The sequence below is a fragment of the Cupriavidus sp. FW305-26 genome, assembly GCF_058787975.1.
The window spans coordinates 18,002-40,936 of sequence record NZ_JBYTAH010000043.1 but is presented as its reverse complement, the minus strand read 5'-3'; the positions used below and the strand labels follow the sequence as shown (position 1 = coordinate 40,936).

24 protein-coding genes are annotated in these 22,935 nt (G+C 67.9%); 5 read left to right on the top strand and 19 right to left on the bottom strand.

All coding sequences use genetic code 11. The features are described 5' to 3' along the window. Positions 1–9 precede the first annotated feature (9 nt). The gene (locus tag AC3WQZ_RS22045) at positions 10–417 is read right to left on the bottom strand and encodes a PPC domain-containing DNA-binding protein (protein ID WP_439672341.1); all 408 of its coding nucleotides are present in this window, start codon (positions 415–417) and stop codon (positions 10–12) included. Positions 418–697: 280 nt separating this feature from the next. Between AC3WQZ_RS22045 and AC3WQZ_RS22040 the strand changes: the two genes are divergently transcribed. Further along, a complete protein-coding gene (locus AC3WQZ_RS22040; protein ID WP_492301254.1) occupies positions 698–1,276 on the top strand; it encodes a DNA-binding response regulator in 579 nt (192 codons plus the stop codon). 271 nt (positions 1,277–1,547) lie between these two features. On the opposite strand, the gene flgL is transcribed toward AC3WQZ_RS22040, so the two are convergent. The 11 genes from flgL to flgB form a co-directional block, all read right to left on the bottom strand. Then, a complete protein-coding gene (gene flgL / locus AC3WQZ_RS22035) occupies positions 1,548–2,777 on the bottom strand; it encodes a flagellar hook-associated protein FlgL (RefSeq protein ID WP_492301252.1) in 1,230 nt (409 codons plus the stop codon). 46 nt (positions 2,778–2,823) lie between these two features. After that, the gene (gene flgK / locus AC3WQZ_RS22030) at positions 2,824–4,743 is read right to left on the bottom strand and encodes a flagellar hook-associated protein FlgK (protein ID WP_011616450.1); all 1,920 of its coding nucleotides are present in this window, start codon (positions 4,741–4,743) and stop codon (positions 2,824–2,826) included. A gap of 136 nt (positions 4,744–4,879) precedes the next feature. Further along, on the bottom strand, positions 4,880–5,923 hold the full coding sequence (flgJ, locus tag AC3WQZ_RS22025) for a flagellar assembly peptidoglycan hydrolase FlgJ (protein WP_011616449.1): 1,044 nt from the start codon (positions 5,921–5,923) through the stop codon (positions 4,880–4,882). Between the two features lie 2 nt (positions 5,924–5,925). Next, positions 5,926–7,095, bottom strand: coding sequence for a flagellar basal body P-ring protein FlgI (locus tag AC3WQZ_RS22020; protein ID WP_011616448.1), 1,170 nt, complete (start codon positions 7,093–7,095; stop codon positions 5,926–5,928). Then, a complete protein-coding gene (flgH, locus tag AC3WQZ_RS22015) occupies positions 7,079–7,777 on the bottom strand; it encodes a flagellar basal body L-ring protein FlgH (RefSeq protein ID WP_010812662.1) in 699 nt (232 codons plus the stop codon). The genes AC3WQZ_RS22020 and flgH overlap by 17 nt, the downstream gene beginning before the upstream one ends. Positions 7,778–7,788: 11 nt before the next feature. Then, the gene (gene flgG, locus AC3WQZ_RS22010) at positions 7,789–8,574 is read right to left on the bottom strand and encodes a flagellar basal-body rod protein FlgG (RefSeq protein ID WP_010812663.1); all 786 of its coding nucleotides are present in this window, start codon (positions 8,572–8,574) and stop codon (positions 7,789–7,791) included. 54 nt (positions 8,575–8,628) lie between these two features. Then, the gene (flgF, locus tag AC3WQZ_RS22005; RefSeq protein ID WP_011616446.1) at positions 8,629–9,372 is read right to left on the bottom strand and encodes a flagellar basal-body rod protein FlgF; all 744 of its coding nucleotides are present in this window, start codon (positions 9,370–9,372) and stop codon (positions 8,629–8,631) included. Positions 9,373–9,398: 26 nt separating this feature from the next. Then, entirely contained in the window at positions 9,399–10,625 is a 1,227-nt protein-coding gene (flgE, locus tag AC3WQZ_RS22000) for a flagellar hook protein FlgE (protein WP_010812665.1), read from the bottom strand. Positions 10,626–10,690: 65 nt separating this feature from the next. Next, positions 10,691–11,356, bottom strand: a complete 666-nt coding sequence (gene flgD, locus AC3WQZ_RS21995) for a flagellar hook assembly protein FlgD (protein ID WP_010812666.1) — start codon at positions 11,354–11,356, stop codon at positions 10,691–10,693. Between the two features lie 55 nt (positions 11,357–11,411). Beyond that, positions 11,412–11,819, bottom strand: a complete 408-nt coding sequence (gene flgC, locus AC3WQZ_RS21990; RefSeq protein ID WP_010812667.1) for a flagellar basal body rod protein FlgC — start codon at positions 11,817–11,819, stop codon at positions 11,412–11,414. A 24-nt stretch (positions 11,820–11,843) separates the two neighbouring features. After that, positions 11,844–12,251: a flagellar basal body rod protein FlgB gene (flgB, locus tag AC3WQZ_RS21985; protein WP_010812668.1), complete on the bottom strand. Its 408-nt coding sequence runs from the start codon at positions 12,249–12,251 to the stop codon at positions 11,844–11,846. A 245-nt stretch (positions 12,252–12,496) separates the two neighbouring features. Between flgB and flgA the strand changes: the two genes are divergently transcribed. From flgA to AC3WQZ_RS21970, 3 genes are all read left to right on the top strand, one after another. Next, positions 12,497–13,288: a flagellar basal body P-ring formation chaperone FlgA gene (gene flgA, locus AC3WQZ_RS21980; RefSeq protein ID WP_011616445.1), complete on the top strand. Its 792-nt coding sequence runs from the start codon at positions 12,497–12,499 to the stop codon at positions 13,286–13,288. 161 nt (positions 13,289–13,449) lie between these two features. Next, positions 13,450–13,758: a flagellar biosynthesis anti-sigma factor FlgM gene (flgM, locus tag AC3WQZ_RS21975; RefSeq protein WP_058698281.1), complete on the top strand. Its 309-nt coding sequence runs from the start codon at positions 13,450–13,452 to the stop codon at positions 13,756–13,758. Positions 13,759–13,763: 5 nt separating this feature from the next. Then, positions 13,764–14,225, top strand: coding sequence for a flagellar protein FlgN (locus AC3WQZ_RS21970; RefSeq protein ID WP_492301250.1), 462 nt, complete (start codon positions 13,764–13,766; stop codon positions 14,223–14,225). Between the two features lie 68 nt (positions 14,226–14,293). Here AC3WQZ_RS21970 and AC3WQZ_RS21965 read toward each other — a convergent pair whose 3' ends face one another. From AC3WQZ_RS21965 to flhB, 6 genes are all read right to left on the bottom strand, one after another. Next, positions 14,294–14,731, bottom strand: a complete 438-nt coding sequence (locus AC3WQZ_RS21965; RefSeq protein WP_010812672.1) for a flagellar protein FlhE — start codon at positions 14,729–14,731, stop codon at positions 14,294–14,296. Then, positions 14,731–15,447 carry an RNA polymerase sigma factor FliA gene (locus AC3WQZ_RS21960; protein ID WP_010812673.1) on the bottom strand — a complete coding sequence of 239 codons (717 nt, stop codon included), beginning with the start codon at positions 15,445–15,447 and terminating at the stop codon, positions 14,731–14,733. Before AC3WQZ_RS21960 ends, AC3WQZ_RS21965 begins: the two co-directional genes overlap by 1 nt. Before the next feature lie 97 nt (positions 15,448–15,544). Further along, positions 15,545–16,339 carry a MinD/ParA family ATP-binding protein gene (locus tag AC3WQZ_RS21955; protein ID WP_492301259.1) on the bottom strand — a complete coding sequence of 265 codons (795 nt, stop codon included), beginning with the start codon at positions 16,337–16,339 and terminating at the stop codon, positions 15,545–15,547. 11 nt (positions 16,340–16,350) lie between these two features. Next, positions 16,351–18,681, bottom strand: coding sequence for a flagellar biosynthesis GTPase FlhF (flhF, locus tag AC3WQZ_RS21950; protein ID WP_492301249.1), 2,331 nt, complete (start codon positions 18,679–18,681; stop codon positions 16,351–16,353). Between the two features lie 10 nt (positions 18,682–18,691). Then, the gene (flhA, locus tag AC3WQZ_RS21945) at positions 18,692–20,773 is read right to left on the bottom strand and encodes a flagellar biosynthesis protein FlhA (protein ID WP_011616442.1); all 2,082 of its coding nucleotides are present in this window, start codon (positions 20,771–20,773) and stop codon (positions 18,692–18,694) included. Next, entirely contained in the window at positions 20,770–21,912 is a 1,143-nt protein-coding gene (flhB, locus tag AC3WQZ_RS21940) for a flagellar biosynthesis protein FlhB (RefSeq protein ID WP_492301247.1), read from the bottom strand. Before flhB ends, flhA begins: the two co-directional genes overlap by 4 nt. Before the next feature lie 190 nt (positions 21,913–22,102). Here flhB and AC3WQZ_RS21935 point away from each other — a divergent pair, with 190 nt between their 5' ends. Next, a complete protein-coding gene (locus AC3WQZ_RS21935) occupies positions 22,103–22,519 on the top strand; it encodes a hypothetical protein (RefSeq protein WP_492301264.1) in 417 nt (138 codons plus the stop codon). Between the two features lie 11 nt (positions 22,520–22,530). On the opposite strand, the gene AC3WQZ_RS21930 is transcribed toward AC3WQZ_RS21935, so the two are convergent. After that, positions 22,531–22,935 (bottom strand): cupin domain-containing protein, encoded by a 405-nt coding sequence (locus AC3WQZ_RS21930; protein WP_010812679.1) that lies wholly within the window; start codon positions 22,933–22,935, stop codon positions 22,531–22,533.

Sequence of the window (22,935 nt, the reverse complement as noted above, 5' to 3'; positions counted from 1 at the left end):
GCTTCGAATCTAATCCAGCGGCGGCTCGTTCCGTACCACCAGTTCCATGAACCCTGAACTCTGGTCGTACTCACGGGCGAAACGATGTTCGGGAAGCAGCGCCAGCAATATCTCGGCAGTCGTACGGACCGTGCAACCGCGCGCCACATGACCACCGAGCACCCGACCTCGCGAGTCCGCAACCGACATGTGCAGGTGCGCTCCATCCGGTGACAGGGATCCGGCGAGCGTCAGGATCTCCAGATTGCCACGCAGTTCGGTAGCGTCTTCCGCCCCGGCAAATCGCAATTGGGCAACGCTGAGGCTCCCGATTCCCTGGATGACGAAAGCCGCATGCAACTTGAGCCGACTCAGCACGTCTTCGAGTGCGGCACGCAGATCGTCGCCGGGAGAGAGGCGTAAGGGATGTGCTTGCATCGCGCGGTTCCAGGGTGGGGCTATGTGACAGGTTAAGGCGAATTGAGACCGATCGCAATTGAGCACCAGCTTTCGGTCATTGGCGTCCTGCTCTGCGCGGGACGCTGGTTTCGACAGCCTCCGGCGTCCGGCCGAGGCTGGTCGCGTAACACGTTACGTTACACGTAACACCCCGCCGCGGCTGCCAGTCGTCCGCAAAGGCCGGCAGGTCCGCGTCAACCTCCCGGAAACCCGCAGCGGGCCTGGCTCCCGCGCCTGTGCGCAATGGCACGAGGCGGCCTTGCCAGAGTTGGCATTGCCCTTGCTGGTACTGGTGCAGGGCGCTGGCCACGAAGCCAACGCCGGCAAACCGGAGGAAACAAGGATGAGCTGGACGAACCGTGGAGCGGCCGCCTGGGAACAAGTCCTGGGGCGCAACCGCGAGGCAAATGCCGTGGTGATCGACGACATGCCGGTGTACCGGCACGGAGTCATGCGCCTGCTCGGAGAAATGCCGGGCATTGGCCGGGTCGAACTCGTGGAAACGGACGCCCTGGCGGCACGCAATGCGCGCCTGCCGGCTCCGGCATTGCTTGTGTTCGGCATGCCGCCGGATCTTGCCGACGGCTGGCACCTGCTGCGCCTGGCCAGCCTGGCGCTGAAGCCAAGGCGCCTGCTGCTGGTCTCGGACAATATGTGGCTGCGTCTGCCACCAGGCCTCGACAGCCGCTTTGCCCGCTCCCTGTCCAGGTCCGCTTCGCTCGCGACGGTAGAACGGGACGTGCGCGCGCTGCTGGACCTTCCGCCTTCTGCGGAAGCCCCGCTCGGGCAAGACGCCGGGTCCGTAGCCTTCCAGCGCCCGTTTCACGTGCTCGCGTAAGCCGTTCACGCTGGCACCGGAGCGGGCAAGGCGCTTGGCAAGAGCCGGCGATCTTGCGCTTCGGAAAAATAGAAAGGTCCCCCGGGTTACGTGGGGCCAGGCGGAAGTGCAGGCCGAGGACGGTGCCATCTCCTGATGGCTCCTGCGTGTCCGCCTTCGTGCACGTCGCTAAATGGAGCTGCTACCCGCGGATGCAAAACTTCTTTCGGGGTTTTGCGGGACTTTGTTCCGGCTAGACAAGAACACACCTGAGGCCGCCGCCCCACCCACCTTACAAATACTTAAACAAATTCATCCCCTGAATCTGCATAAACGACTGCTGCGCCCCCTGCAGCGCCGTCTGCCGCTGGTAATACTCGGTGATCGCCTTCGCGTAATCCAGATCCTGCAGTCCCGACAGCGTCTGCGAGTACGTCAGGTCACGGTTGGACCCCACATCATCCAACGCATCGAGCTCGTTCATGCGCGAACCCACCGATGCCCGCACGGTCAGCACGTTGTCGAGCGAGTTGGAGAACTGGCGCGTGGCGGTGGAGATGACGTTGCCAAGATGCGCCCGATCACTGCTGTCGGGGGTGGGCTGGCGCAGCGTGTCGATCACGGTCTGCAGATTGGCGAACATGTCGGTGCCGGCCTCGCTGGCGGGAACCATGGTTATGGTGTCGCCGTCCTTGGGATCGCCGGTCACGTTGAAGCTGACGCCGGCGACGTCGATATGGGCTGGCGACGTGTAGGCGACGGGGCCCTTCACGACCGGTGCGGGGGTCGTGCCTGCCGACAGGTCGGTGATGGTGTATTCCATCTGGCCGCTGGCATTGGCCGCGAACGTGACCTGCATCGAGAGCCCATAGTCGGGATCGCTCGGGTTCGTGGTCGACACCGTGCCGAACGTGGCGCTGCCGGTGTTGTTGGCATTGCCCTTGACGACATAGCCGGCGCCGCCGGTCACGCTCATGAACACTTCGCGCCCGGTGTTGCCGGCGGGCATCTGGCGCGCCATATCGACCTGCAGCAGTTGCTGGCCGTTGTCGCCGATGTAGGCGCCCGGACCTTTGCTCTGCGTGAACGGCGCGCTGCCGGAGCGGGTGCCGCCAAACAGGTACTGGCCGTTGCCGTCGTCGGAGTTGGCCAGGCCCACCAGCTGGTTGTACAGGCCTTCCAGCGCCGTGGCCAGCGAGCCGCGGTCGGCATCGCTCATGGTGCCGTTGCCGGCCTGCACCAGCAGCGTCTGGATGTTCTGCGTGACCGTGGTCACGGACTGCAGTGCGTTTTCTTCCGCGGCCAGCGCGATATTGGCCTGCTTGCGCGAGGTTGCGTACTGGCCGTTGACGGCCTGTGCCTGGCTCACGCCCAGCGCGCGGGTGGCGCCGACGGGATCGTCGGACGGCGTCAGGATGCTGCGGCCGGTGCCTAGCTGCTGCTGGATATGCAGCAGCGAGCCCTGCTGGTAGTTCATCGAAGCCAGGCCTTGCTGGTACAGGGTGGAGCTTGCAACGCGCATATTGGTTACCTCTTCTGACTCTGCTGACGCTTGTGGGTGCCGCCGCTTACCTGCCGATGCCGATGATGGTGTCGAACAGCGTGCCGGCCGTCTGGATCACCCGGGCGTTGGCCTGGTACAGCTGCTGGAAGCGCAGCATCGACACGGTCTCCTCGTCCATGTTGACGCCGGACACCGATTGCTGCGCGGTCTTGATCTGGGTGGTGATGCTGTCCTGCGAGGCCGAGGCGATCTTGACCGACTTGGCGCGCGTGCCGACGTCGTTGACCAGCTGGGCATAGCCCTCGCTGAAGCTGGACACACCGCCGATGGTCTTGGCGTTCTGCAGCTTCGCCAGCGCCAGCATGTTGCCGTTGTCCTTGACCGCGCCGGCGTTGCTGCTCAGCGTGAAGGTGTCGCCCGTCGCGGGCGTGCCGCCGAAGCTGAAGGTCAGGCCGTTGAGGGTGTAGTCGGTATTGCTGCCGTTGGACACGGGCGCCGGCTGGGTCGCGAGCGGTCCGTTGGCATCGCTGAAGACATAGGTGGTTCCGTCGAACCTGGCGGTGATCGTGCCAGCCAGCAGCGAATAGCCGGGCGCGACCTTGCCCAGGCTGACCGTGCCGTTGCCCTTGTTCGACGCCGCCGCGTCGGCGCGAGCCGGCGATGCCGCGGCGATCCTGGCCGGGTCGCTGATCGCCATGTCGAAGCCGGTGGCGGCATTGCGCGTGGGCTGGATCGTGAACGAATCGTTGGTGCCCATCGCCGCATTGATCTCGACTGTGAAACCGTCGGCGCTGAACTGCAGCGGGTAGCTGGCGCCGCCGGCGGGCACCGGCGTGACCACCTGCTGGTTGTCGGAGAGACGCGTCAGCGTGTAGTTGGTACCGTCGAACTGCAGCTTGTAGTCGCTGGTGGTCAGGGCCGAGGCATTGTCGATCCTGGTCGTTGCCACCGTGGTCTTCACGGTGTTGTTGGCGTTGGGGATCGAGGTGGCGCTACCCAGTTCAAACATGTCGGTGCCAATCGCGCCGTTCAGGTCGATGCCCAGCTTGTGCTGCGCATTGAAGCTCTGGCCGATTGCCAGCGACAGCCGGCCGATGGCGTTCTGCGCCGCGTCCAGGGATTCGGTGCGGAACTGCAGCAGGCCGCCCAGCGAACCGCCGGTGATCGCGCCCGGCTCGCTCTCGAACACGTTGCCGTTGGGCAGGGTGTAGGCCACCACGGTGCGGTTGGGATCGGCCGCCGAGGCTACCGCCTTCAGCTCGTACGCGTCATTGCCCATCACCAGCGGCTGGCCGTTGCCGACGAAGACGTTGTAGGTGCCGCTGTCCTGCACCACCACCTTGGCGCCGACCAGCCTGGTCAGCTCGGCCACGGCCTGGTCACGCTGGTCCAGCAGATCGTTGGGCGGCTGGCCGCCGGAGGCAGCCTTCAGGCGGGTGATTTCCTGGTTCAGGTTGGCAATCTGCCTGGTGTACGCGTTGACCTGCGTGACGGCGGTGCCGACCTGCTCATTGACGCCCGATTGCAGCTGCTTGAAGTAGTTGCTGGCCGAGCGCACCTGCCCCACCAGCGCCTGCCCCGCCGACAGCATGCCCTGGCGCGCTGCCGGATCGGCCGGGGTGTCAGCCACTGCCTGCACCGCCGCGAAGAACTTCTGCATCAGCGGCGCCAGGCCGCCCTTCTGGTCGGCGAGCAGGTTGTCGATCTGGGCGATCTGGTCCGAGTACGCCGCCAGCGATGCGCTGGCCGAGGTGGCGCCGCGCAGCTGGCCGGTCAGGAACTCGTCATAGACGCGGATCACCGTGGTGGTGTTGGAGCCGAAGCCATAGAAACCCTGGCTGGTGTACTGGCCGCCGGCCGAGGCCACGATGGTATTCTGGCGCGAATAGCCTTCGGTCGCCGAATTGGCAAAATTGTGGCCGGTCGTCGTCAGCGCGTTCTGCGCGGTGTTCAGGCCGGAAAGACCAATACTGAAGAGAGACATTGTGCTCTGACCCCGGATTGATGGGACTACCGCGGCGAGGGCCGGCGGTGGTGGATGTGGAAGTTATCGGCTGGGTGGGGGCGGGACTTTAGGTGTGGAAGTGATCTTCGCCAGATCCGCTGGCTTCCCCCTGCCCTCAGGCTGCGACCTTCTTCATGATCTTCACCAGCTTGTGCCCGTACGCCGGATCGGTGGCATAGCCCGCGCGCTGCAAGCCATGCGCCGCCTCTTCAGCCGACGCCGCGCTGACCACGCCCGCGTAGCGCGGGTTGTTCGTCAGCAGGCGGGCATAGTCGGCACAGGCCTCGTCATACGAGCCATAGGCGCGAAACTTCGCCCGCACCTTCTGCGGCTGCCCGTCGACATATTCCGTGGTGGTGATCTCGGCCACACGCCCCTTCCAGCTGGCCCCGGCCTTGATGCCGAAGACGTTGAAGGTGGTGGAGCCGTCGGCGTGCGTGATCTCGCGCTGGCCCCAGCCGGATTCCAGCGCGGCCTGGCCTACGATCAGCCGCGCCGGCACGCCGCTGGCGCGCGCGGCGGCTTCCGCGGGCCCGGCCATGCGGGCGACAAAGGCGCTGACGTGGGACGGCGCGTCGTCCGGCAACCGTCCCAGCCTGTCCTCGCCCTGGCCACGGTCCGCGTACCACTGCGGCTGGTACTGGCGCAGGCCGGCAGTGGGATTCCAGTTCTGCCCCGGCACGATGGTGCCGATCGCCGGCAGGTCGGCCTGCTCGCCGGCGTCGGCCGGGATCGCCCCGGCGCCGCGGCTGTCGAGCAGCCTTGCCATCTCGGCATCGGCCGCCTTGCCTGACTCGGCCGGGCTCATGGCGCTCATGCCGGCCGGCATCGGCGTGCCCGTGGCGCGCGCCAGCTGCCGCACCATCACGTCGGCCAGGCCGATCCCGCGCGACGACATCTGCTGCGCAAGCTGCTGGTCCATCATCGACATATAGAGCTTGCTCTGCTCGTTGTCGAAGAGGCCGTCCTGCGGGGTGGCATCGCGCATGCTCTTGAGCACCATCTGCGTGAACACCGCCTCGAACTGCCTGGCGACGGCTTGCAGCGTATTGGCGTCGGCGCCGCCGCGCGCGCTGTGCTTGAGCGCCTCGAAGCCCTGCGTGTCCAGCGCAAAGCGCTGCGTCAGCTCCGCCGCCTGCGGGGGTCGTGCCGTGTTCATGGTCAGATCACTTCCAGCTCGGCGCGCAGCGCCCCGGCCGCGCGCATGGCTTCCAGGATGGTCTGCAGGTCGGCCGGGGTTGCGCCCAGCGCGTTCAGCCCCTTGACCACGGCGGCCAGCGAGGCGCCCGCCTTGACGATCTGCAGCGAGCCGCCCTGCTGCCTCATGTCGATCTGCGACACCGGCGCCACCACCGTCCGCCCTTCGCTAAATGGCGCGGGCTGGCTGATCACCGGTTGCGTGTTGATCACCACCGACAGGTTGCCGTGCGCCACCGCGCAGTCTTCCACGGTCACGGCCTGGTTCATCACGATGGAACCGGTGCGGGCGTTCAGGATCACCTTGGCCGCGGCCTTGGCCGGGGTCACGTCGATGTTCTCGATGCGGGCCAGGAAGCCCACGCGCGCGGCCGCCGAGGCCGGCGCACGCACCTGCACCACGCGCCCGTCCAGCGCCGCGGCAACGCCGCCGCCCATGGAGCGGTTGATGGCTTCCACCACGCGCTCGGCGGTGCCGAAATCGGTGTCCTTCAGTTCCAGGTTGAGCACGCCGCCATCCGGCTGGAACGGCGCCACCGCGCGCTCAACGATCGCGCCATTGGCGATGCGCCCCACCGCCAGCTGGTTGACCTGCACCTTGCTGCCGTTGGCCGACGCGCCCGCGCCGCCCACCAGCATATTGCCCTGGGCGATGGCATAGACCTGGCCGTCGGCGCCCTTGAGCGGGGTCATCAGCAGCGTGCCGCCGCGCAGGCTCTTGGCATTGCCCATCGACGACACCACGATGTCCAGCTGGCTGCCGGGTTGCGCGAACGCAGGCAGCGAGGCGGTCACCATCACCGCCGCCACGTTCTTGAGCTGCATGTTCTTGCCGGCCGGCAGCGTGATCCCCAGCTGCGAGAGCATGTTGGTCAGGCTCTGCGTGGTGAACGGCGTCTGCATGGTCTGGTCGCCGGTGTTGTCCAGGCCGACCACCAGGCCGTAGCCCACCAGCGGGTTCTCGCGCACGCCCTGGAACGTGGCCAGGTTCTTCAGACGCTCGGCCTTGGCGACGCTGGCAAAGGCGCCAAAGGCCACGCCCAGCGCCAGGCTGATCACGCTCAGGCGCAGCAGGCGGGACAGGAAACGGGCGAGCATCGGAGCAGACATGGCGCGGTCAGAACGGTGAAACATTGAGGAAGAAGCGCTGCAGCCAGCCCATGTTCTGCGCTTCGTCGATCACACCCTTGGCGGTGTATTCGATGCGCGCATCGGCGACCTGCGTCGACAGCACGGCGTTGTCGCCGGTGATCGTGCGCGGATTGACCACGCCGGAGAAGCGGATGAACTCGGCGCCCTGGTTGATGGCCATCTGCTTTTCGCCGGAGACCACCAGGTTGCCGTTGGTGAGCACCTCCAGCACGGTCACGGTGATGGTGCCGTTGAAGGTATTGGCCGCGCTGGCGCCGCCGCTGGCCTTCATGGTGTTGGCGCCGTTGATGCTGGCGTTGCTGCTGCTGTTGAACAGGCCGCTGAGCGCGCGCGGCACGGCATCGAACGCCAGCGCGGTGTTGCCGGTGCGGCTGGTATTGGTGCCGGAATTCTTGCTGGCGTTGACGTTCTCGGTTATCAGGATCGTCAGGATGTCGCCCACATTGCGCGGACGCCGGTCCTCGAACAGCGGGTTGCCGGCGTAGGACGACTGGTAGATCGAGCCCGAAGCCGGCCCCATCGGCCGCGGCTCTGCGCGCGCGGTGGTGGGCAGTTGCACCAGCGGCTCGCGCGGCATCAGCGCGCAGCCGCCGCTGGCCAGCATTGCCACGCCGGCCAGGCAAACCAGCGCATGCGCGCCCAGGCGGGAAAGCAAGGTGGCCATGTTCACACCAGTCAACCCAGTTGCGACAGGCGCTGCAGCATCTGGTCGGATGCCTGCACGGCCTTGCTGTTGATCTCATACGCGCGCTGGGTCTGGATCATGCTGACCAGCTCTTCCACCACGTTCACGTTGGACGCTTCCACGTAGTTCTGCTGCACCACGCCAGCGCCGTTCAGGCCCGGCACGGTGGTGTTGGGCGCGCCCGAGGCATCGGTCTGCACGTACAGGTTCTCGCCCATGCTTTCCAGGCCGGCCGGGTTCATGAAGGTGGCCAGCTGCAGCTGCCCCACCTGCACGTTGGCGCTGGAGCCGGGCTGCGTCACCGACACGGTGCCATCGCGCGCAATGGTCATCGACAGCGTATTGGCCGGGATGGTGATGGCGGGCTGGATCACGAAGCCGCTGGAGGTCACCAGCTGGCCGTTCTGGTCCACCTGGAACGAGCCGTCGCGGGTGTAGGCGGTGGTGCCGTCGGGCAGCGCCACCTGGAAGAAGCCCTGGCCCAGGATGGCCACGTCCTTGGCATTGCCAGTCTGCTGCGGGTTGCCCTGGGTGTGGATGCGCTCGGTGGCCACGGGGCGCACGCCGGTGCCCAGCTGCATGCCCGACGGCAGCGTGGTCTGGTCCGACGACAGCGCGCCGGGCTGGCGGATGGTCTGGTACATCAGTTCCTCGAACACCGCGCGGCCGCGCTTGAAGCCGTTGGTCGACACGTTGGCCAGGTTGTTCGAGATCACGTCCATCTGCGTCTGCTGCGCATCAAGGCCGGTCTTGGCAATCCAGAGAGAGCGGATCATGGTGGTCCTTGCGTTGGTGCTGGCACGGTGCGCCGTGCCGGTCAGTCATTCAGGTCAGTTGGTCGAGAGCAGCTGGTTGGCGCGCTGCTCGTTGCCGTCGGCGCCCTGGATCATCTTCATCTGCATCTCGAAGCGGCGGGCATTGGCGATCATCTCGACCATGGCTTCGGTCGGGTTGACGTTGCTGCCTTCCAGCGCGCCCGAGATCACGCGCACGGTGGGATCGGCCTCCAGCGGCTGCGCGCCGGGACGCAGGCGGAACAGGCCGTCATCGCCGCGCGCGATGGCGTCGTTGGGCGGGTTGACCACGCGCAGCCGGCCCACCTGCGCCAGGCCGGCAGAGGCTTCGCCGGGGCCGCGCGCGGTGATGGTGCCGTCGGTGCCGATGGTCACCTGCGAGCCCGGCGGCACCGCCAGCGGACCGCCATCGCCCATCACCGGCAGGCCGGAGATGGTCTGCACCTGGCCGTCCTGCGCCACCTGCAGCGCGCCGGCGCGGGTGTAGGCCTCAGTGCCGTCCGGTGCCTGCACCACCAGCCAGCCATTGCCTTGCAGCGCCACATCCAGCGTGCGGCCGGTGTAGGTCAGCGGGCCGGCGCGCATGTCGGCGCCGGGGGTCGAGGCCACCGTAAACGCGCGCGTGCCCGCCTCCGGCCCGACCACCGGCACCGCGCGGTACAGGTTGACCTGCGCGCGGAAGGCCGGCGTGGAGACGTTGGCGAGGTTGTTCGATACCGCCGCTTGCTGGTCGAGTATCTGCTTGGCGCCCGACAGGGCGGTGTAGATCATGCGGTCCATGGCGGCGGCTCAGCTCAGCGTAGCGGTCACAGGTTGACCAGGGTCTGCATGACCGTGTCCTGCGCCTTGATGGTCTGCGCATTGGCCTGGTAGTTGCGCTGCGCAACGATCAGGTTGACCAGCTGGCCGGACAGGTCCACGTTGGAAGCTTCCACCGCATTGGAGCGCAGCGTGCCCATGCTGCCGCCGGCCACGCCGACCAGCGCCTGGCCGGAGGCGCCGGTGGCCGACCACACGTTGTCGCCCTCCGGCTTCAGGCCTTCGACGTTGCCGAATGCGGCCATCACGATCTGGCCGAGCGGCTTGGTCTGCTCGTTGGAATAGTTGCCGGTGATGGTGCCGTCGCCATTGACCGAGAAGCCCAGCAGGCTGCCCGAGGTGTAGCCGTTCTGGCTGAGCTGCTTGACGTCGTTGTCGGCGCCGAACTGGGTGGTGCCGGTCAGGTCCAGCTTCATCGCCATAGCCTGCGCGCCATTGGCGGCCGGCTGGCTCAGGGTGATGGCGCCGGCCGCCGGCGATTGCAGTGCGCCGGCATTGTCGAACGCGAGTGTGACCGGTGCGCCGCCGACGGCATTGCCGTTGACGTCGGTCACATACATGCGCCAGTCGGTGCCACCGGCGACGGTCGGGGCGCCCGCCGACTTGGCGAAGTACGCCATCAGCTGCTGCTTGTTGCCCAGCGAGTCATAGACGTTGATCGCCGTGCTGTAGTTGAACATATTGCTGGTCGGCGGCGAGCCGGCCGCGCTGGCGAAGGCCTGCGTCGGCACGGTGGCGCGCGAGTCAAGCTGGAACTTGGCGGTGATGTTGCTGGTAGCGCGGGGCTCCATCTGCGCGTTGCTGATCACCAGCGGCTGCGGCTGCACGCCCGCGCCGCCGGCCACGCCCGCCGGATAGCCGGTCACCTGCAGGCCCTGCATATTGGTGATGCGGCCGTCTTCCTGGCGCTGGAACTGGCCGTTGCGCGAGTAGTAGACCGCGCCTTCCGGGCTGGTCAGGCGGAAGAAGCCGTTGCCGTTGGTGATAGCCACATCCAGCGAGCGCCCTGAGGCTTCGATATTGCCCTGGTTGAACGACTGCACCACCGAGTTCACGCGCACGCCCAGGCCGATCTTGGTGCCTGCGTAGACATCGGCAAACTGCGCTGCCGATTGCTTGTAGCCAACCGTGTTGGCGTTGGCGATGTTGTTGCCAATCACGTCCAGATTGGACGCGGCGGCGTTCAGGCCGCTTACCCCTTGACCGAAACCCATGATTGCTTCCTTTTTGCTTGGTCGTTGAAGCCGGCCGGCGCCTGTGCGCTGCCGGCACCTGCGTTTCAGAGAATGCGGCGTACGTCGTCGACGTTCGCGGTCTGTCCGTCGCCCAGGTCCACCAGCACGCCGCTGGCGTCGCCGCTGATGCTCTGGACCTTGCCGTAGACCAGCGCCACCGGCTGCACCGAGGTGCCGTTGGCGGTGGCGGTCACCTTGAAGGTGTAGTCGCCGTCGGCCACGGCCGCGCCGGCGTTGTTCTTGCCGTCCCATGCGACGTTGTGCACGCCCGCGGTCTGCCCCTTCATGTCGATGGTGCGCACCACGTTGCCGTCCTTGTCGAGCACGTCGACGGTGACCGCATCCGCGGTCGACGGCAGGTCCAGGCCAAACTTGCCCGGCACGCCGCCTGCCACCGACACCTGCTTGCCCGGCACCATCACGGTATGGCCGATCAGCGCCGCGGAGTCCATGGCGCGGCTGGCGCTGACCTGCGACAGCAACTGCGACAGCGTCGCGTTCATGGTCTGCATGCCGCTGACCGTGCTGATCTGCGCCAGCTGCGAGGTCAGCTGCGCGTTGTCCATCGGGTTGAGCGGGTCCTGGTTGTTCATCTGCGTGACGAGCATGGTCAGGAAGTTGTTCTGCAGCTCGGACGCGCTGGCGCTGCCGCTCTTGAGGGCGTCGTTGATGCCCTGGGTGTTGCTGCCTACCGCGGAGGTGGTTGTCATGTCGGTTCGTTGTGTGCGTGCTGGTGGAGGCGTTGCCGATACAGGCCGAGGCTTGTCACTGGCCGATCGTCAGCGTCTTGAGCATCATGTTCTTGGCGGTATTGAGCACTTCCACGTTGGCCTGGTAGGAGCGCGAGGCCGAGATCATGTTGACCATCTCCTCCACCGGGTTGACGTTGGGCATCACCACGTAGCCCTGGGCATTGGCCATGGGGTGCGTGGGGTTGTGCACCATGCGCGGCGGCGACGGGTCTTCCGACACGCCTCGCACCTGCACGCCGCCGATGTCCGTCTGCCCCGGTGTGGGCGCCATGCCGAACACGACCTGCTTGGCGCGATAGGCCTGGCCGTCGGGGCTGACCACGCTGTCGGCGTTGGCCAGGTTGGAAGCGGTCACGTTCATGCGCTGCGACTGCGCGGCCATGGCCGAGCCCGCGACGTCGAAGATGTTCATTGCCGGCATGCGCTCTCTCCCTTACTGCTCGATCTATTGCTGGATGGCGGCCAGCATGGTCTTGATCTTTGAATTCATCACCGTCAGGCCGGACTCGAAGTGCACGGCGTTGTCGGCGAAGGCCACGCGCTCGGCATCCATTTCCACGGTGTTGCCGTCGACGCTGGACTGCAGCGGGATGCGGTAAGCCAGGTCGAATTCCTCGCGCCCCGGGGCCTGCGCGGGCAGATGGCGCACCGAGGTGGTGGACAGCGACATGCCCTCATTGCGATGGCCGCGTTCGACGCTCTGCGCCAGCGTGCTGGAGAAATCAAAATCGCGCGCCTTGTAGCCGGGCGTGTCCGCGTGCGCGATGTTGGAGGCAATCACCGACTGCCGCTGGTTGCGCAGGCTCAGCGCTTCCTGCTGGAAACGTAGTGCCGCGTCGAGTCTGTCAATCATCTGGGATCTCCCTGCTCACGTGAACGGAGCGAACGACCTTCTTCAGGGTTGCCATCTTAGGCGGCGACCTGTCACGCCAATCGGATGAATAAGGACGGGAAATCCATGCATTTCGGCCCGCCCTCGCGCGAGGGGCTGCCTACAATGGGACCCCGATGACAGATGTAAACGGGGCGCGCGGCCAGTCACGGGGCGGTGCGCCAGGCATGCCGTGCATGCCGTGCCGTCCTTGCCGGGAAGTCCAGATGAAACAGAATCGCCGCAACGCCCGCAGCCTGGCGCAAGCCCTGCTGGCGGCCTGCCTGCTTGGGCCCGCCGCCGCCGGTGCCGCGCCGGCGCAGGTCATGCCCGTCGCCATGCAGGCGGCGGCCGCGCACGGCCAGCAGCAGGCTGCCTATGCTGCCAACCCCGCTGCCAGCCCCTTTGCCGAAGACCCCGCGCGCGTTGCCGTGGAACGCTTCCTGCTGCAGCAGACCGCCGGCCTGCCGGGCAAGGTCAGCGTGCAGGTGGCGCCGCCTTCGGGTGGGCGCGCGCCGGATTGCCTTGCGCCCGACCCGTTCCTGCCCGCCGGCACGTCGCCTTGGGGCCGCGTCTCTGTAGGCGTGCGCTGCGGCGGTGAGCGGCCGTGGGTGCGCTACATGCAGGCGCGCGTGTCGGTGCTGACCGATTACTACGTCGCCGCGCGCGCGCTGGGCCCGGGCGAGCCGGTCGGCCAGGCCGATATCGAAGTCCGCCAGGGCGACCTGGGCACGCTGCCGCGCGCGGTGATCACCGACCCGGCGCAGCTTGCCGGCGCGGTCACCGCCAACCGTATTGCCGCCGGCTCGCCGATACGGTCTGACCTGCTGCGCAAGGCCATCGCCGTGCGCCAGGGCCAGACCGTCACCGTGGCCGTGGAAGGCGATGCCTTCCAGATCACCAGCGAAGGCAAGGTGCTGGCCGATGCCGCCACTGGCAACACCGTGCAGGTGCGCCTGCGCAGCGGCCAGGTGGTCAACGGGCTGGTGCGCAGCGGCGACACCGTGGTGCTGCAGTAGCCCGCCGAAAGTGCCTTGATCGTGGCCAAAAGACTGCAAACCCGTGGCGGGCGGCATGCGAAAATGCCGCCGACATCGCTGCGCGGCGAAATCGGGGCGAGCGCCCTAAAGAATTCGCCGGCGCAACCGTAATGCCATAGGAAACCAGCAAGGAACGCCCCGTGAAGATCAACCACACCGCCTCGTCCCGGCCCGCCGACGCCCCCGCGGACGCTGCCGCCGCCCGGCCCCAGGCCGCGCCGGCCAGCGCCGCGGCGCCGTCCGCCGGCCTGAGCGTCAGCCCGCTGGCCGCCCAGGTGCGCGACATCAGCGCCCGCCTGGCGCAGCCCACGGACGACGATATCGACACCGCCAAGGTCGAAGAGATCCGCCAGGCCATCGCCGAGGGCCGGATCAGGATCGACCCGGGCAAGATTGCCGACGGCCTGCTCGCGACCCTGCGCGAGCTTGGCCAGGCCGAACCCCGCTAGCCCAAATGAACCAGAGCCTGATCCAGTCCCTGCAGCGCGAAACCGAAGGCATCCAGGCCTTCGGCCAACTCCTCGCCGAAGAGCGCGACGCCCTCAAGCGGGGCGACTTCCAGTCCCTGAGCGGACTGCTGACGCGCAAGGTTGAACTGGGCCAGGCCCTGTCCCGCCAGCTCAAGGCCCGCGAAGCCCAGATGGGCGCGCTTGGCCTGCGCGCCGGCCCCGAAGGCCAGCTGCTCGGCCGCCAGGTCGACCCGGCCGTGGCCGACGCCTGGCGCCAGCTGATCTTCGCCGCGCGCACCGCGCGCCACGGCAACGCCCTGAACGGCGCCGTCGTCAACGCCCACCTCGACTTCACCCGCGAAGCCATCCAGGCGCTGCGCCAGCATGGCGGCGGGGATGCGGGGTTGTATGGGAAGGATGGGAAGGCGGCTGCCGGGGCTGGTGGGGTGAGTCTGGCGGCGGGTTGAGGCGATCGCCAGATGTTCCGTTCTTTCGTCACTTATTCAGAAGTGACGAAAGAACCGAACATTCACTCCTACCTAAACCCCACCACCACCTCATTGCTGCGCCCCTGCAGCACCGGCACCAGGCTGCCCTGCCCCGGCACCCGGAACGCAAACACAAAGCCCTTGGTGGCATCATCCCCGAAGAACGCATCGGTCTTGCCTTCCGCCTGCGGCAGCAGCACGCAGCGCTGGGCATTGCAGAGATAGGCTTGCAGTTCCAGCGGTGGGGTCTTGGCGAAGCTGTAGCGCCAGCGCACCGACGTGATGACCCCTTCTGACTGCGGCAAGACGCCGGTGGGCAGGATCGGCGGCGACACCGCGCGCTGTCCGCGGCCGTGGAGTGCCGGCCCGTTGACCGATCCGGTCCAGGCGTGGCGGGTGCCGCCCTCGATGGCGGCCCAGGCGCAGGCCGATGCGGCAGCCAGCAGCCAGCAAGCGCCGCGCGCGGCGCGGCCCAGCGCCTGCATCACAGCAAGCCGCGCAGCTGGTTGCGCAGCCGCGTGATCGCCTGGCCGCGGATCTGGCACACGCGCGACTCGGTCACATCGAGCACCGCGCCGATCTCGCGCAGGTTCAGCTCCTGGTCATAGCACAGCGACAGCACCAGCTTCTCGCGCTCCGGCAGCCGGTCGATGGCGCGGATCAGCGCCTCGCGCATGCCGCTTTCCATCAGCACGGTCAGCGGGTTGCCGTCATCGCTGCCGCCAAGGTGCCGGTCCAGGAAGTCTTCTTCGCCGGAGCGCTCGAAATCCTCGTAGTGCAGCAGCTGGCAGCCATAGACCTCATTGAGCAGCAGCTGGTATTCGTCCAGCGCCATCTCCATGGCCTCGGCCACTTCGGAGTCGAGCGGCGCGCGCCCGAGCTTCTGCTCCAGCCCGCGCTGCGTGCGCTCGATGCGCCGGGTGAACTGGCGCAGGCTGCGCGACTGCCAGTCGTTGGCGCGCACCTCGTCAAGCATGGCGCCGCGGATGCGCTGGCTGGCGTAGGTCTCGAAGCGCGCGCCGTGGGTGTCTTCATAACGCTTGGCGGCATCCAGCAGGCCGATCATGCCGGCCTGGATCAGGTCGTCGATCTGCACGCTGGCAGGCAGCCTGGCGGCCAGTTGCAGGGCGATGCGGCGCACCAGCTGTGCATGCGCCTTGACCACATCGGCCTGTTCGAGCTTTCCCTGGATCGTGTACATGGTGCAATTCTCGTGAATGCTGGATTGCTGGACCGCCGCAACGTGCGGCGGGGGCTGGCTCAGGGTCTGGTTCGGTTGGATGGCATGGCTGGCAGGCTCAGGCCATTGCGGCTGCGGGCGCGGGCGCGGACGTGTCCGCGCGCAGCGGCCAGGCACCGATGCTGCCGGCGGTGCGGCGCAGCGCGGTGGTGGCCGGCGCCGCCGGAAACGCCTCGACCACGCAGCGCCCCAGTTGCACGCCGCGCGCCACCAGCGGGTCGGATGGCAGCCAGCCCGCGCACAACGCCTCAACGCCCAGGTACTGGCTGGCCGTGCGCGCGAGGTTGCGCAGGATCGCCTGCACCGTAGCCTCGCTCGCCGCCATGTTGACGATCAGGTGGAACTGGCGCCAGGCATACAGGTGGTGCAGGCGCTTGATGCAGGCGTAGGCGGCGGTGATCGACGCCAGTTCAGGCCGCATCACGATCAGCACGTTGTGCGCGCCGCCCGCGAGCGGCGACAGCGCGCCGTCGGCATCGACGCCGGCATCCACCAGCACGCTGCGAAAACCGCTCGCGGCAGCGGCCGGCAAGGCGCTGCCCGGCACATTCCGGCCAGCCGGCAGCACCGACAGCACGCCACCGGAACCGGTGCCTGCAGCAGCTTCCAGCGACAGGCGGCCTGCGCTGACATCGGCCAGGGTGCCGGCGGGCCTGGCGCCGGACAGCCGCGTGGCGCACGCCGCGGCGGCGTCTTCGTCGACCAGCAGCACGCGTTCGCCCTGCATGGCCAGCGCGTGCGACAAGCCCAGCGCCACGGTGGTGGCGCCGGCACCGCGTTCGCTGGCGACCACGGCGATACGGCGCGTCGTGCGCGGCGCCAGCATCCGGCGCAGGCTCTCGGCCTGGTCCATGGCGAGGGCGCTCACTGCAACACCTCCATCGCTTCAGCGGGCACGGCGGTGCCGCGGCCCGGATAGTTTTCCAGCACGTCGAGCAATGCCAGCATGCGGCCCATGCCTTCATTGAGCACCGTGCCCGGCACCGGCACGCCCTGGCGCACCGTGCGGCCAGCCAGGCGCGCGAGGAAGGCGGGCGCGGCCGCGGTCGGCGCGTGTTCCAGGCGCAGCACCGACAGGCCCAGCTGCAGTGCGGCCAGCGCGGCGCCGGCGGCGTGGCCGCTTTCGGCGTCCTGGGCGAAGTGGTCGATGGCGTGGCGCAGCGTGCGCAGGCGCGCATCGGCTGCGTCGGTCCACAAGGCCCAGCGCGCCACCTGCGCGGCATCTTGCGCCAGCGCCGGGTCGCACAGCAGGTAACGGGTATCCAGCAGTTCGCCGGTGGCGCGGTCGGCCAGGCGGGCCACCACCAGGCAGGCATCGATGCCGCCTTCGGGCGTGCCCTTGCCGCGCACCGGGCTGTCCGGCACGCGCACTTCGGCGCTGGCCAGCCAGCGCACGGCTTCACGCTCGCGCACGGTGTCCTCGCCCACGGCGTGGAAGGTCAGCGTGTCGGCCAGCGCATCGAGCTTCCAGGCGGCGCCGGCGCTGACCACGCGCGCGGTCTTGCGCGCGCTGGCCACCCAGCGCTCGCCGGCCTGCTGCCAGCGTGCCAGCGTGGCGGCGGTCGGTACGGCATCGATCAGGTTGACCACCTTGCGCGCGGCGCTCATGGCGGCGCGCAGGCTGGCGGCATCGGACTCGGCCTCGCCCAACGGCTGGCCGGCACGGCCGGTCGGGGTCACGGTGGCGGCCAGCGGCATGCCGTCGCGGTCGGCGAGCCACAGCGTGTGCTGCATCGGCTGCGGCGTGCGGCGGCCGGGCACGGCCACTTGCAGCGTGGCGGCACTGGCCAGCACGTACTGCTCGCACTGGCGGGTCACGTCGCGGCAGACCGCTTCGCGCACCTGCTGCGACATCGCGCGCAGGGCCGGGGCGCCGGCGCTGCGCTGTTGCCACAGCGAGCGCGCCAGGTCCAGACCCAGGCCCGCGCCATTGAGTTCCGCCACGCACTGGCTCAGCGCGTCGGCGCTGTCGGTCAGCGAGCGCAGCACCTCGTCGGCACCGCCACGCGCGGGGGCCTCGTCATCGGTGCCGGCGCTGCGCCGGCGTGCGGCGTCCGCATCGGCAAATACCGAACCGCGGCGCGGCGTCAGGAAGGCGCGCTCCACCAGCGCGGTGCTGTTGGCCAGCTCAAGGTGCTCGGGCACGCGCTGGCCGGTGGAGGCGTAGAACACCGGCAGGCGGTGGCGGATCACCACGTCCAGCACCGAGCCCAGGTGGGTGGCCTCATCCAGCTTGCTGATGATGCAGCCGTCGATGCCGCCCCCATCCGGCGCGGCGTCATGACGGTAGGCATGCACCACTTCATTGAGGGTATCGCCGTGGCTGGCGCCGTTGAGCAGCAGCACGCGCTGCACCGGCGCCGGCACGCCGGCCAGCATCGCGATCTGTTCCGACAGGCTGCGGTCGCGCTGGCTCATGCCGACGGTGTCGATGATCACCAGGTGCTTGTCCTTCATCGCCGCCAGCGCGAAGCGCAGGTCGGCGGCATCCTTTACCGCATGCACCGGCACGCCCAGGATGTCGCCGTAGATGCGCAGCTGTTCGTGCGCGCCGATACGGAAGCTGTCGGTGGTCAGCAGCGCCAGCTTGTCGGCGCCGTGGCGCAGCACGAAGCGCGCCGCCAGCTTGGCCGTGGTGGTTGTCTTGCCTACGCCGGTGGGACCCACCAGCGCCAGCACGCCGCCTTGCGCGAACAGGCTGTCCTCATCGCCCAGCACCGGCAGCTTGCTGGCCAGTTCGGTGCGGATCCAGCCCATGGCCGCGGGGCGGTCGTAGCCCAGCGGCAGCCGCGCCAGCAGCGTGCGCGCCAGCTGCCCGGAGAAGCCGGCGCCGACCATCCATTCAAACAGGGATTCGCGCAGCGGGTCGCTGGCGGCCACGCCGTGCGCTGCCGCGCTTGGAACCGCGCTTTGGGCAGGGCTGATCCCGGCCAGCTGGCGCTCCAGCATTGCGCGCATCGATTGCAGCTCACCGCGCAGGTCGCCGATGGCGGCGGGCTCGACCACCGGCGCGGGCGGCACGTAGACCTGTGCCGTGGCCTGCACGCTGCCCAGATCCGCATCGCGCATGGCGACGATCTCCACGCCGCCCTCGACGGTGCGGTTGGACAGCACCACGGCGTCCGGGCCCATGGCTTCGCGCACCTGGCGCATGGCTTCGCGGCCGTTGGCCGCGACAAACTTGGCTACGCTCATCTATGACTCCTCACGCGCCGATCATGGCGGTGATGCGGATATTGCGGTTGTCCGGCACCTCGGCATGCGACAGCACCCTCAGCTGCGGCATGGTGCGCCGCAGGAAGCGCGCCATCAGCGGGCGCAGCTGCGACGGCACCAGCAGCACCGGGTCCATGCCCAGCTGCTCCTGGCGCGTGACCGCGCCCTGGGTCTGCTGCAGCAGCGCATCGGCCAGGCCCGGCTCGATCCCGCCGCCATTGGTCAGCGCCTGCGACAGCACGCGCTCCAGGCCGGCATCGAGGCCGATCACCTGCAGGTCGGCGTTGTTCGGGAACAGCTGCTGCGTGATCGCGCGGCCCAGCGCCACGCGCACCATCGCGGTCAGCTCGTTCGGGTCGCTGATCTTGGGCGCATGCTCGGCCACCACATCCAGGATGGTGCGCATGTCGCGGATGGGAACGCCTTCGTCCAGCAGGTTCTGCAGGATCTTCTGCAGCGCGGTCAGCGAAATGGCCTTCGGCACCAGGTCTTCGGTCAGCTTGGGCGAGTCCTTGGCGATGCGGTCCAGCAGCGCCTGCACTTCCTGGCGGCCCAGCAGCTCGGCGGCGTGCATGTGGATCAGGTGGTTCAGGTGCGTGGCCACCACGGTGCTGGCATCGACCACGGTATAGCCGTAGGACTGCGCCTGCTCCTTGATGCCCGCGTCGATCCATACCGCCGGCAGGCCGAAGGCAGGATCGCGCGTGGCCGCGCCAGGCAGCGTGCCGCTGACCTGCCCGGGGTTGATCGCCATCCACTGGCCCGGCATGGCTTCGCCGCGGCCGATCTCCACGCCCTTGAGCGTGATGCGGTAGGCGTTGGGCTTGAGCTCCAGGTTGTCGCGGATATGCACCACCGGCACCAGGAAACCGATCTCCTGCGCCACCTTCTTGCGGATGCTCTTGATGCGGCCCAGCAGCTCGCCGTCCTGCGCGCGGTCCACCAGCGTGATCAGGCGGTAGCCCACTTCCATGCCGAGCGGGTCGACCAGCGTGACGTCGTCCCAGCTCGCTTCAGTGGATTCCTGCGCCACCGCCGGGGTGCGCTCCTCGCGCTGCTTGACCTGCTCCTGCGTGGCGGCGCGGCGCGACATATAACGGCCCATCCACACCAGCGCGCCCGCCAGCAGCAGGAAGGCAAAATGCGGCATGCCCGGGATGATGCCCATCAGGCCGATGATGCCCGCGGTCAGGTACAGCACGCGCGGGTTGGCAAAGAGCTGGCCGGTGAGCTGCTCGCCCACGTCCTGCTCGTTCGACACGCGCGACACGATCACGCCGGCGGCGGTGGAGATCACCAGCGCCGGGATCTGCGCCACCAGGCCGTCGCCGATGGTCAGCAGCGTGTAGTTGTGCACGGCGGTGCCGAAGTCCAGGTCGTGCTGCACCATGCCCACCACCATGCCGGCGGCAACGTTGATGAACATGATCAGCAGGCCCGCCACGGCATCGCCGCGCACGAACTTGCTGGCGCCGTCCATGGCGCCGTAGAAGTCGGATTCCTGCGCCACTTCGGCGCGGCGCTTCTTGGCGGCGGCTTCGTCAATCAGGCCGGCGTTCAGGTCGGCATCGATCGACATCTGCTTGCCGGGCATCGAATCCAGCATGAAGCGCGCGCCGACTTCGGCGATACGCCCCGCACCCTTGGTGATCACCATGAAGTTGATCACCACCAGGATCGCAAACACCACGATGCCGACCGCGAAGTTGCCCCCTACCAGGAAGTGGCCGAAGGCCTCCACCACCTTGCCCGCGGCGTCCGGGCCGGTATGGCCTTCGAGCAGCACCACGCGCGTGGAGGCCACGTTCAGCGACAGGCGCAGCAGCGTGGTGAACAGCAGCACCGCCGGGAAGGCGGCAAAGTCCAGCGGCTTCTGCGTGTACATGCTGACCAGCAGCACCATGATCGCCAGCGCGATATTGAAGGTGAACAGCAGGTCCAGCACGAAGGCCGGCAGCGGCAGGATCATCATCCCCAGGATCATGATGATCAGCAGCGGCCCGGTCATGGCCTTGAGCTGGCCGGCGGAGCGCAGGCCGGGCAGGTTGAACAGGTTGCTCAGAGCGTTCATTCGCGCATTTCCGGTACGGCGAGTTCATCGGGCACCGGCAGGTCCGCGGGTGCCTGCGGCTGCGGGCCCTGCGAGTAATGCCAGTGCTTCAGTTGATAGACCCAGGCCAGCACTTCGGCCACGGCGGTATACAGTCCGGCGGGGATTTCCTGGCCCAGCTCCACGTGGCGGTGCAGCGCACGCGCCAGCGGCGGGGCCGACATCAGCGGCACGCGGTGCTCTGCAGCCAGCTCGCGGATGCGGGCGGCAATATCGCCGGTGCCCTTGGCCACCACGCGCGGCGCGCCCATGCGCCCCTCCTCATAGCGCAGCGCCACGGCAAAGTGGGTGGGGTTGGTCACCACCACGTCGGCCTTGGGCACCTCGGTCATCATGCGGCGGCGCGCCATGGCGCGCTGCTGCTGGCGGATGCGGCCCTTGATATGCGGGTCGCCCTCGCTTTCCTTGAATTCCTGCTTGACCTCTTCCTTGGTCATGCGCAGCTTCTTGAAGAACTCCCAGTACTGCCACGGCACGTCGATGGCCGCCACCACCAGCAGCGACAGCGACACCACCAGGCAGCAATACATGACCAGGTCCACCATGTGCAGCAGCGCTTCCTGCACCGGCGCATTCATCAGCGCGATGGCCTCGGGCAGGCGCCGCCACAGCACCCAGGCGCCCACGCTGCCCACCAGCAGCGACTTGGCCACGGCCTTGAGCAGCTCCACCAGCGAATGCGCGGAGAACATCCGGCCCAGCCCCGCCAGCGGCGACAGGCGCGAGAACTGCGGCGCGAAGGACTTGCCCGAGAACACCCAGCCCCCCAGCAGCAACGGCGCCGCCAGCGCCGCAACGCCGAACAGGAACAGCAGCGGCAGGAAGGCCAGCAGGCTGTCCCACACCATCATGGCAAAGCGCGACAGCATGCGCGAGGTATCGAACGCCGTTGCCGGCTCGAAGCGCAGCGCCCCCTGCATCACCTGGTTCAGGCTGCGGCCCAGATGGCCGCCCAGCGTCCACAGGCCGGTCACGCCGGCGATCAGCATGATGAAGGTGGCGAGCTCGCGCGAACGCACTACCTGCCCCTCCTCGCGCGCCTTTTCCAGGCGCCGGGGTGAGGCGGGTTCGGTTTTCTCGAGGTCGCTTTCTTCGGACATCCATGCTCCGTGCGAAGCGGCAGGCCGCTATTCGTCAGCAGGGATTATCGAAGCGTGGGGGGCTTCCCATTCGCGCGAACAGGCGGGGGAATTGGGTGTTGTTTGGGAAATGGGGACGCCTGGGGGTTAACGGCGAGCAGGCTGGGGGACTTTAGGGGGAATCTGGCGAAGCCGTCGGCCGGCGAGTGCCGTGAAGCAAGCAACCGCCCGTCGCCTGCAAGCGCGTTTCACATTACGGAATCCACTCCGCCTCGCCAGCGCCATGTTTCGTCATCTGAAGAAGCGTTCCCCATCCAGAAAAAGAATCGACAACCACGTCACCCACGTCGTGCCCATCATCGCGGACATCGACACGGGTTTCAGCAACGCCATCGGCCTGGGCATGGAGCTGTCGATCTCCCGTTCGATCATCGATCGCGCATGGCGGGCCGATCGTGAGCGAGAGAAAACCTCCCTCGCGGCGGCGCCGTTGAGGTCACCGTGCGGGCCCATCCTGCCGCTTCATCGTGACTGTCACGCCACCCGGGAAAGCAGCGGCACGGCAAGAGCATGCGGTAGCGCCGCTCTTGCCGGCCGGACAGTGCGCACTGGCATTGCCGGTGCCTGAATGGACGACCGCTACTTTACCGGCGTCAGGATCGGCGCGCCCTTTTTCTTGAGCAGGAACACGACAAACTTTGCTGGCTGCGTCTTGCTGGCATTGCGTCCGACGGTGTGGATATCGTTGGGACCTTCGTGGAAGGTATCGCCCGCTTTGAGCGTTACCTCTTTTCCGCCCTTGAGGCCCATGACGATGCTGCCCTCGAGCACGTAGACGAAGGCGTGGGCGTCATGGCGATGCACGGGATCGGCGCTGCCCGGCGGATACTCCACGATGATCATCTCGGCTTCCTTGCCCGGATATTCGGGCAACGCTTCCTTGACCAGGGGCGTGACACTGGCCTCCGGCGCGGCGGCGGCCGGCCTTGCAACCGTCAGGCATGACAACACCAGTGCTGCCGCAACGGAAGTGACCGTCTTCAT

What these genes read in the sequence shown, in the direction of transcription:
- AC3WQZ_RS22045 (WP_439672341.1), bottom strand. Translation starts at nt 417, where the DNA reads ATGCAAGCACATCCCTTACGCCTCTCTCCCGGCGACGATCTGCGTGCC.
- flgL (WP_492301252.1), bottom strand. Translation starts at nt 2,777, where the DNA reads ATGCGCGTTGCAAGCTCCACCCTGTACCAGCAAGGCCTGGCTTCGATG.
- flgK (WP_011616450.1), bottom strand. Translation starts at nt 4,743, where the DNA reads ATGTCTCTCTTCAGTATTGGTCTTTCCGGCCTGAACACCGCGCAGAAC.
- flgJ (WP_011616449.1), bottom strand. Translation starts at nt 5,923, where the DNA reads ATGAACACGGCACGACCCCCGCAGGCGGCGGAGCTGACGCAGCGCTTT.
- AC3WQZ_RS22020 (WP_011616448.1), bottom strand. Translation starts at nt 7,095, where the DNA reads ATGTTTCACCGTTCTGACCGCGCCATGTCTGCTCCGATGCTCGCCCGT.
- flgH (WP_010812662.1), bottom strand. Translation starts at nt 7,777, where the DNA reads ATGGCCACCTTGCTTTCCCGCCTGGGCGCGCATGCGCTGGTTTGCCTG.
- flgG (WP_010812663.1), bottom strand. Translation starts at nt 8,574, where the DNA reads ATGATCCGCTCTCTCTGGATTGCCAAGACCGGCCTTGATGCGCAGCAG.
- flgF (WP_011616446.1), bottom strand. Translation starts at nt 9,372, where the DNA reads ATGGACCGCATGATCTACACCGCCCTGTCGGGCGCCAAGCAGATACTC.
- flgE (WP_010812665.1), bottom strand. Translation starts at nt 10,625, where the DNA reads ATGGGTTTCGGTCAAGGGGTAAGCGGCCTGAACGCCGCCGCGTCCAAT.
- flgD (WP_010812666.1), bottom strand. Translation starts at nt 11,356, where the DNA reads ATGACAACCACCTCCGCGGTAGGCAGCAACACCCAGGGCATCAACGAC.
- flgC (WP_010812667.1), bottom strand. Translation starts at nt 11,819, where the DNA reads ATGCCGGCAATGAACATCTTCGACGTCGCGGGCTCGGCCATGGCCGCG.
- flgB (WP_010812668.1), bottom strand. Translation starts at nt 12,251, where the DNA reads ATGATTGACAGACTCGACGCGGCACTACGTTTCCAGCAGGAAGCGCTG.
- flgA (WP_011616445.1), top strand. Translation starts at nt 12,497, where the DNA reads ATGAAACAGAATCGCCGCAACGCCCGCAGCCTGGCGCAAGCCCTGCTG.
- AC3WQZ_RS21970 (WP_492301250.1), top strand. Translation starts at nt 13,764, where the DNA reads ATGAACCAGAGCCTGATCCAGTCCCTGCAGCGCGAAACCGAAGGCATC.
- AC3WQZ_RS21965 (WP_010812672.1), bottom strand. Translation starts at nt 14,731, where the DNA reads ATGCAGGCGCTGGGCCGCGCCGCGCGCGGCGCTTGCTGGCTGCTGGCT.
- AC3WQZ_RS21960 (WP_010812673.1), bottom strand. Translation starts at nt 15,447, where the DNA reads ATGTACACGATCCAGGGAAAGCTCGAACAGGCCGATGTGGTCAAGGCG.
- AC3WQZ_RS21955 (WP_492301259.1), bottom strand. Translation starts at nt 16,339, where the DNA reads ATGGACCAGGCCGAGAGCCTGCGCCGGATGCTGGCGCCGCGCACGACG.
- flhF (WP_492301249.1), bottom strand. Translation starts at nt 18,681, where the DNA reads ATGAGCGTAGCCAAGTTTGTCGCGGCCAACGGCCGCGAAGCCATGCGC.
- flhA (WP_011616442.1), bottom strand. Translation starts at nt 20,773, where the DNA reads ATGAACGCTCTGAGCAACCTGTTCAACCTGCCCGGCCTGCGCTCCGCC.
- flhB (WP_492301247.1), bottom strand. Translation starts at nt 21,912, where the DNA reads ATGTCCGAAGAAAGCGACCTCGAGAAAACCGAACCCGCCTCACCCCGG.
- AC3WQZ_RS21930 (WP_010812679.1), bottom strand. Translation starts at nt 22,935, where the DNA reads ATGAAGACGGTCACTTCCGTTGCGGCAGCACTGGTGTTGTCATGCCTG.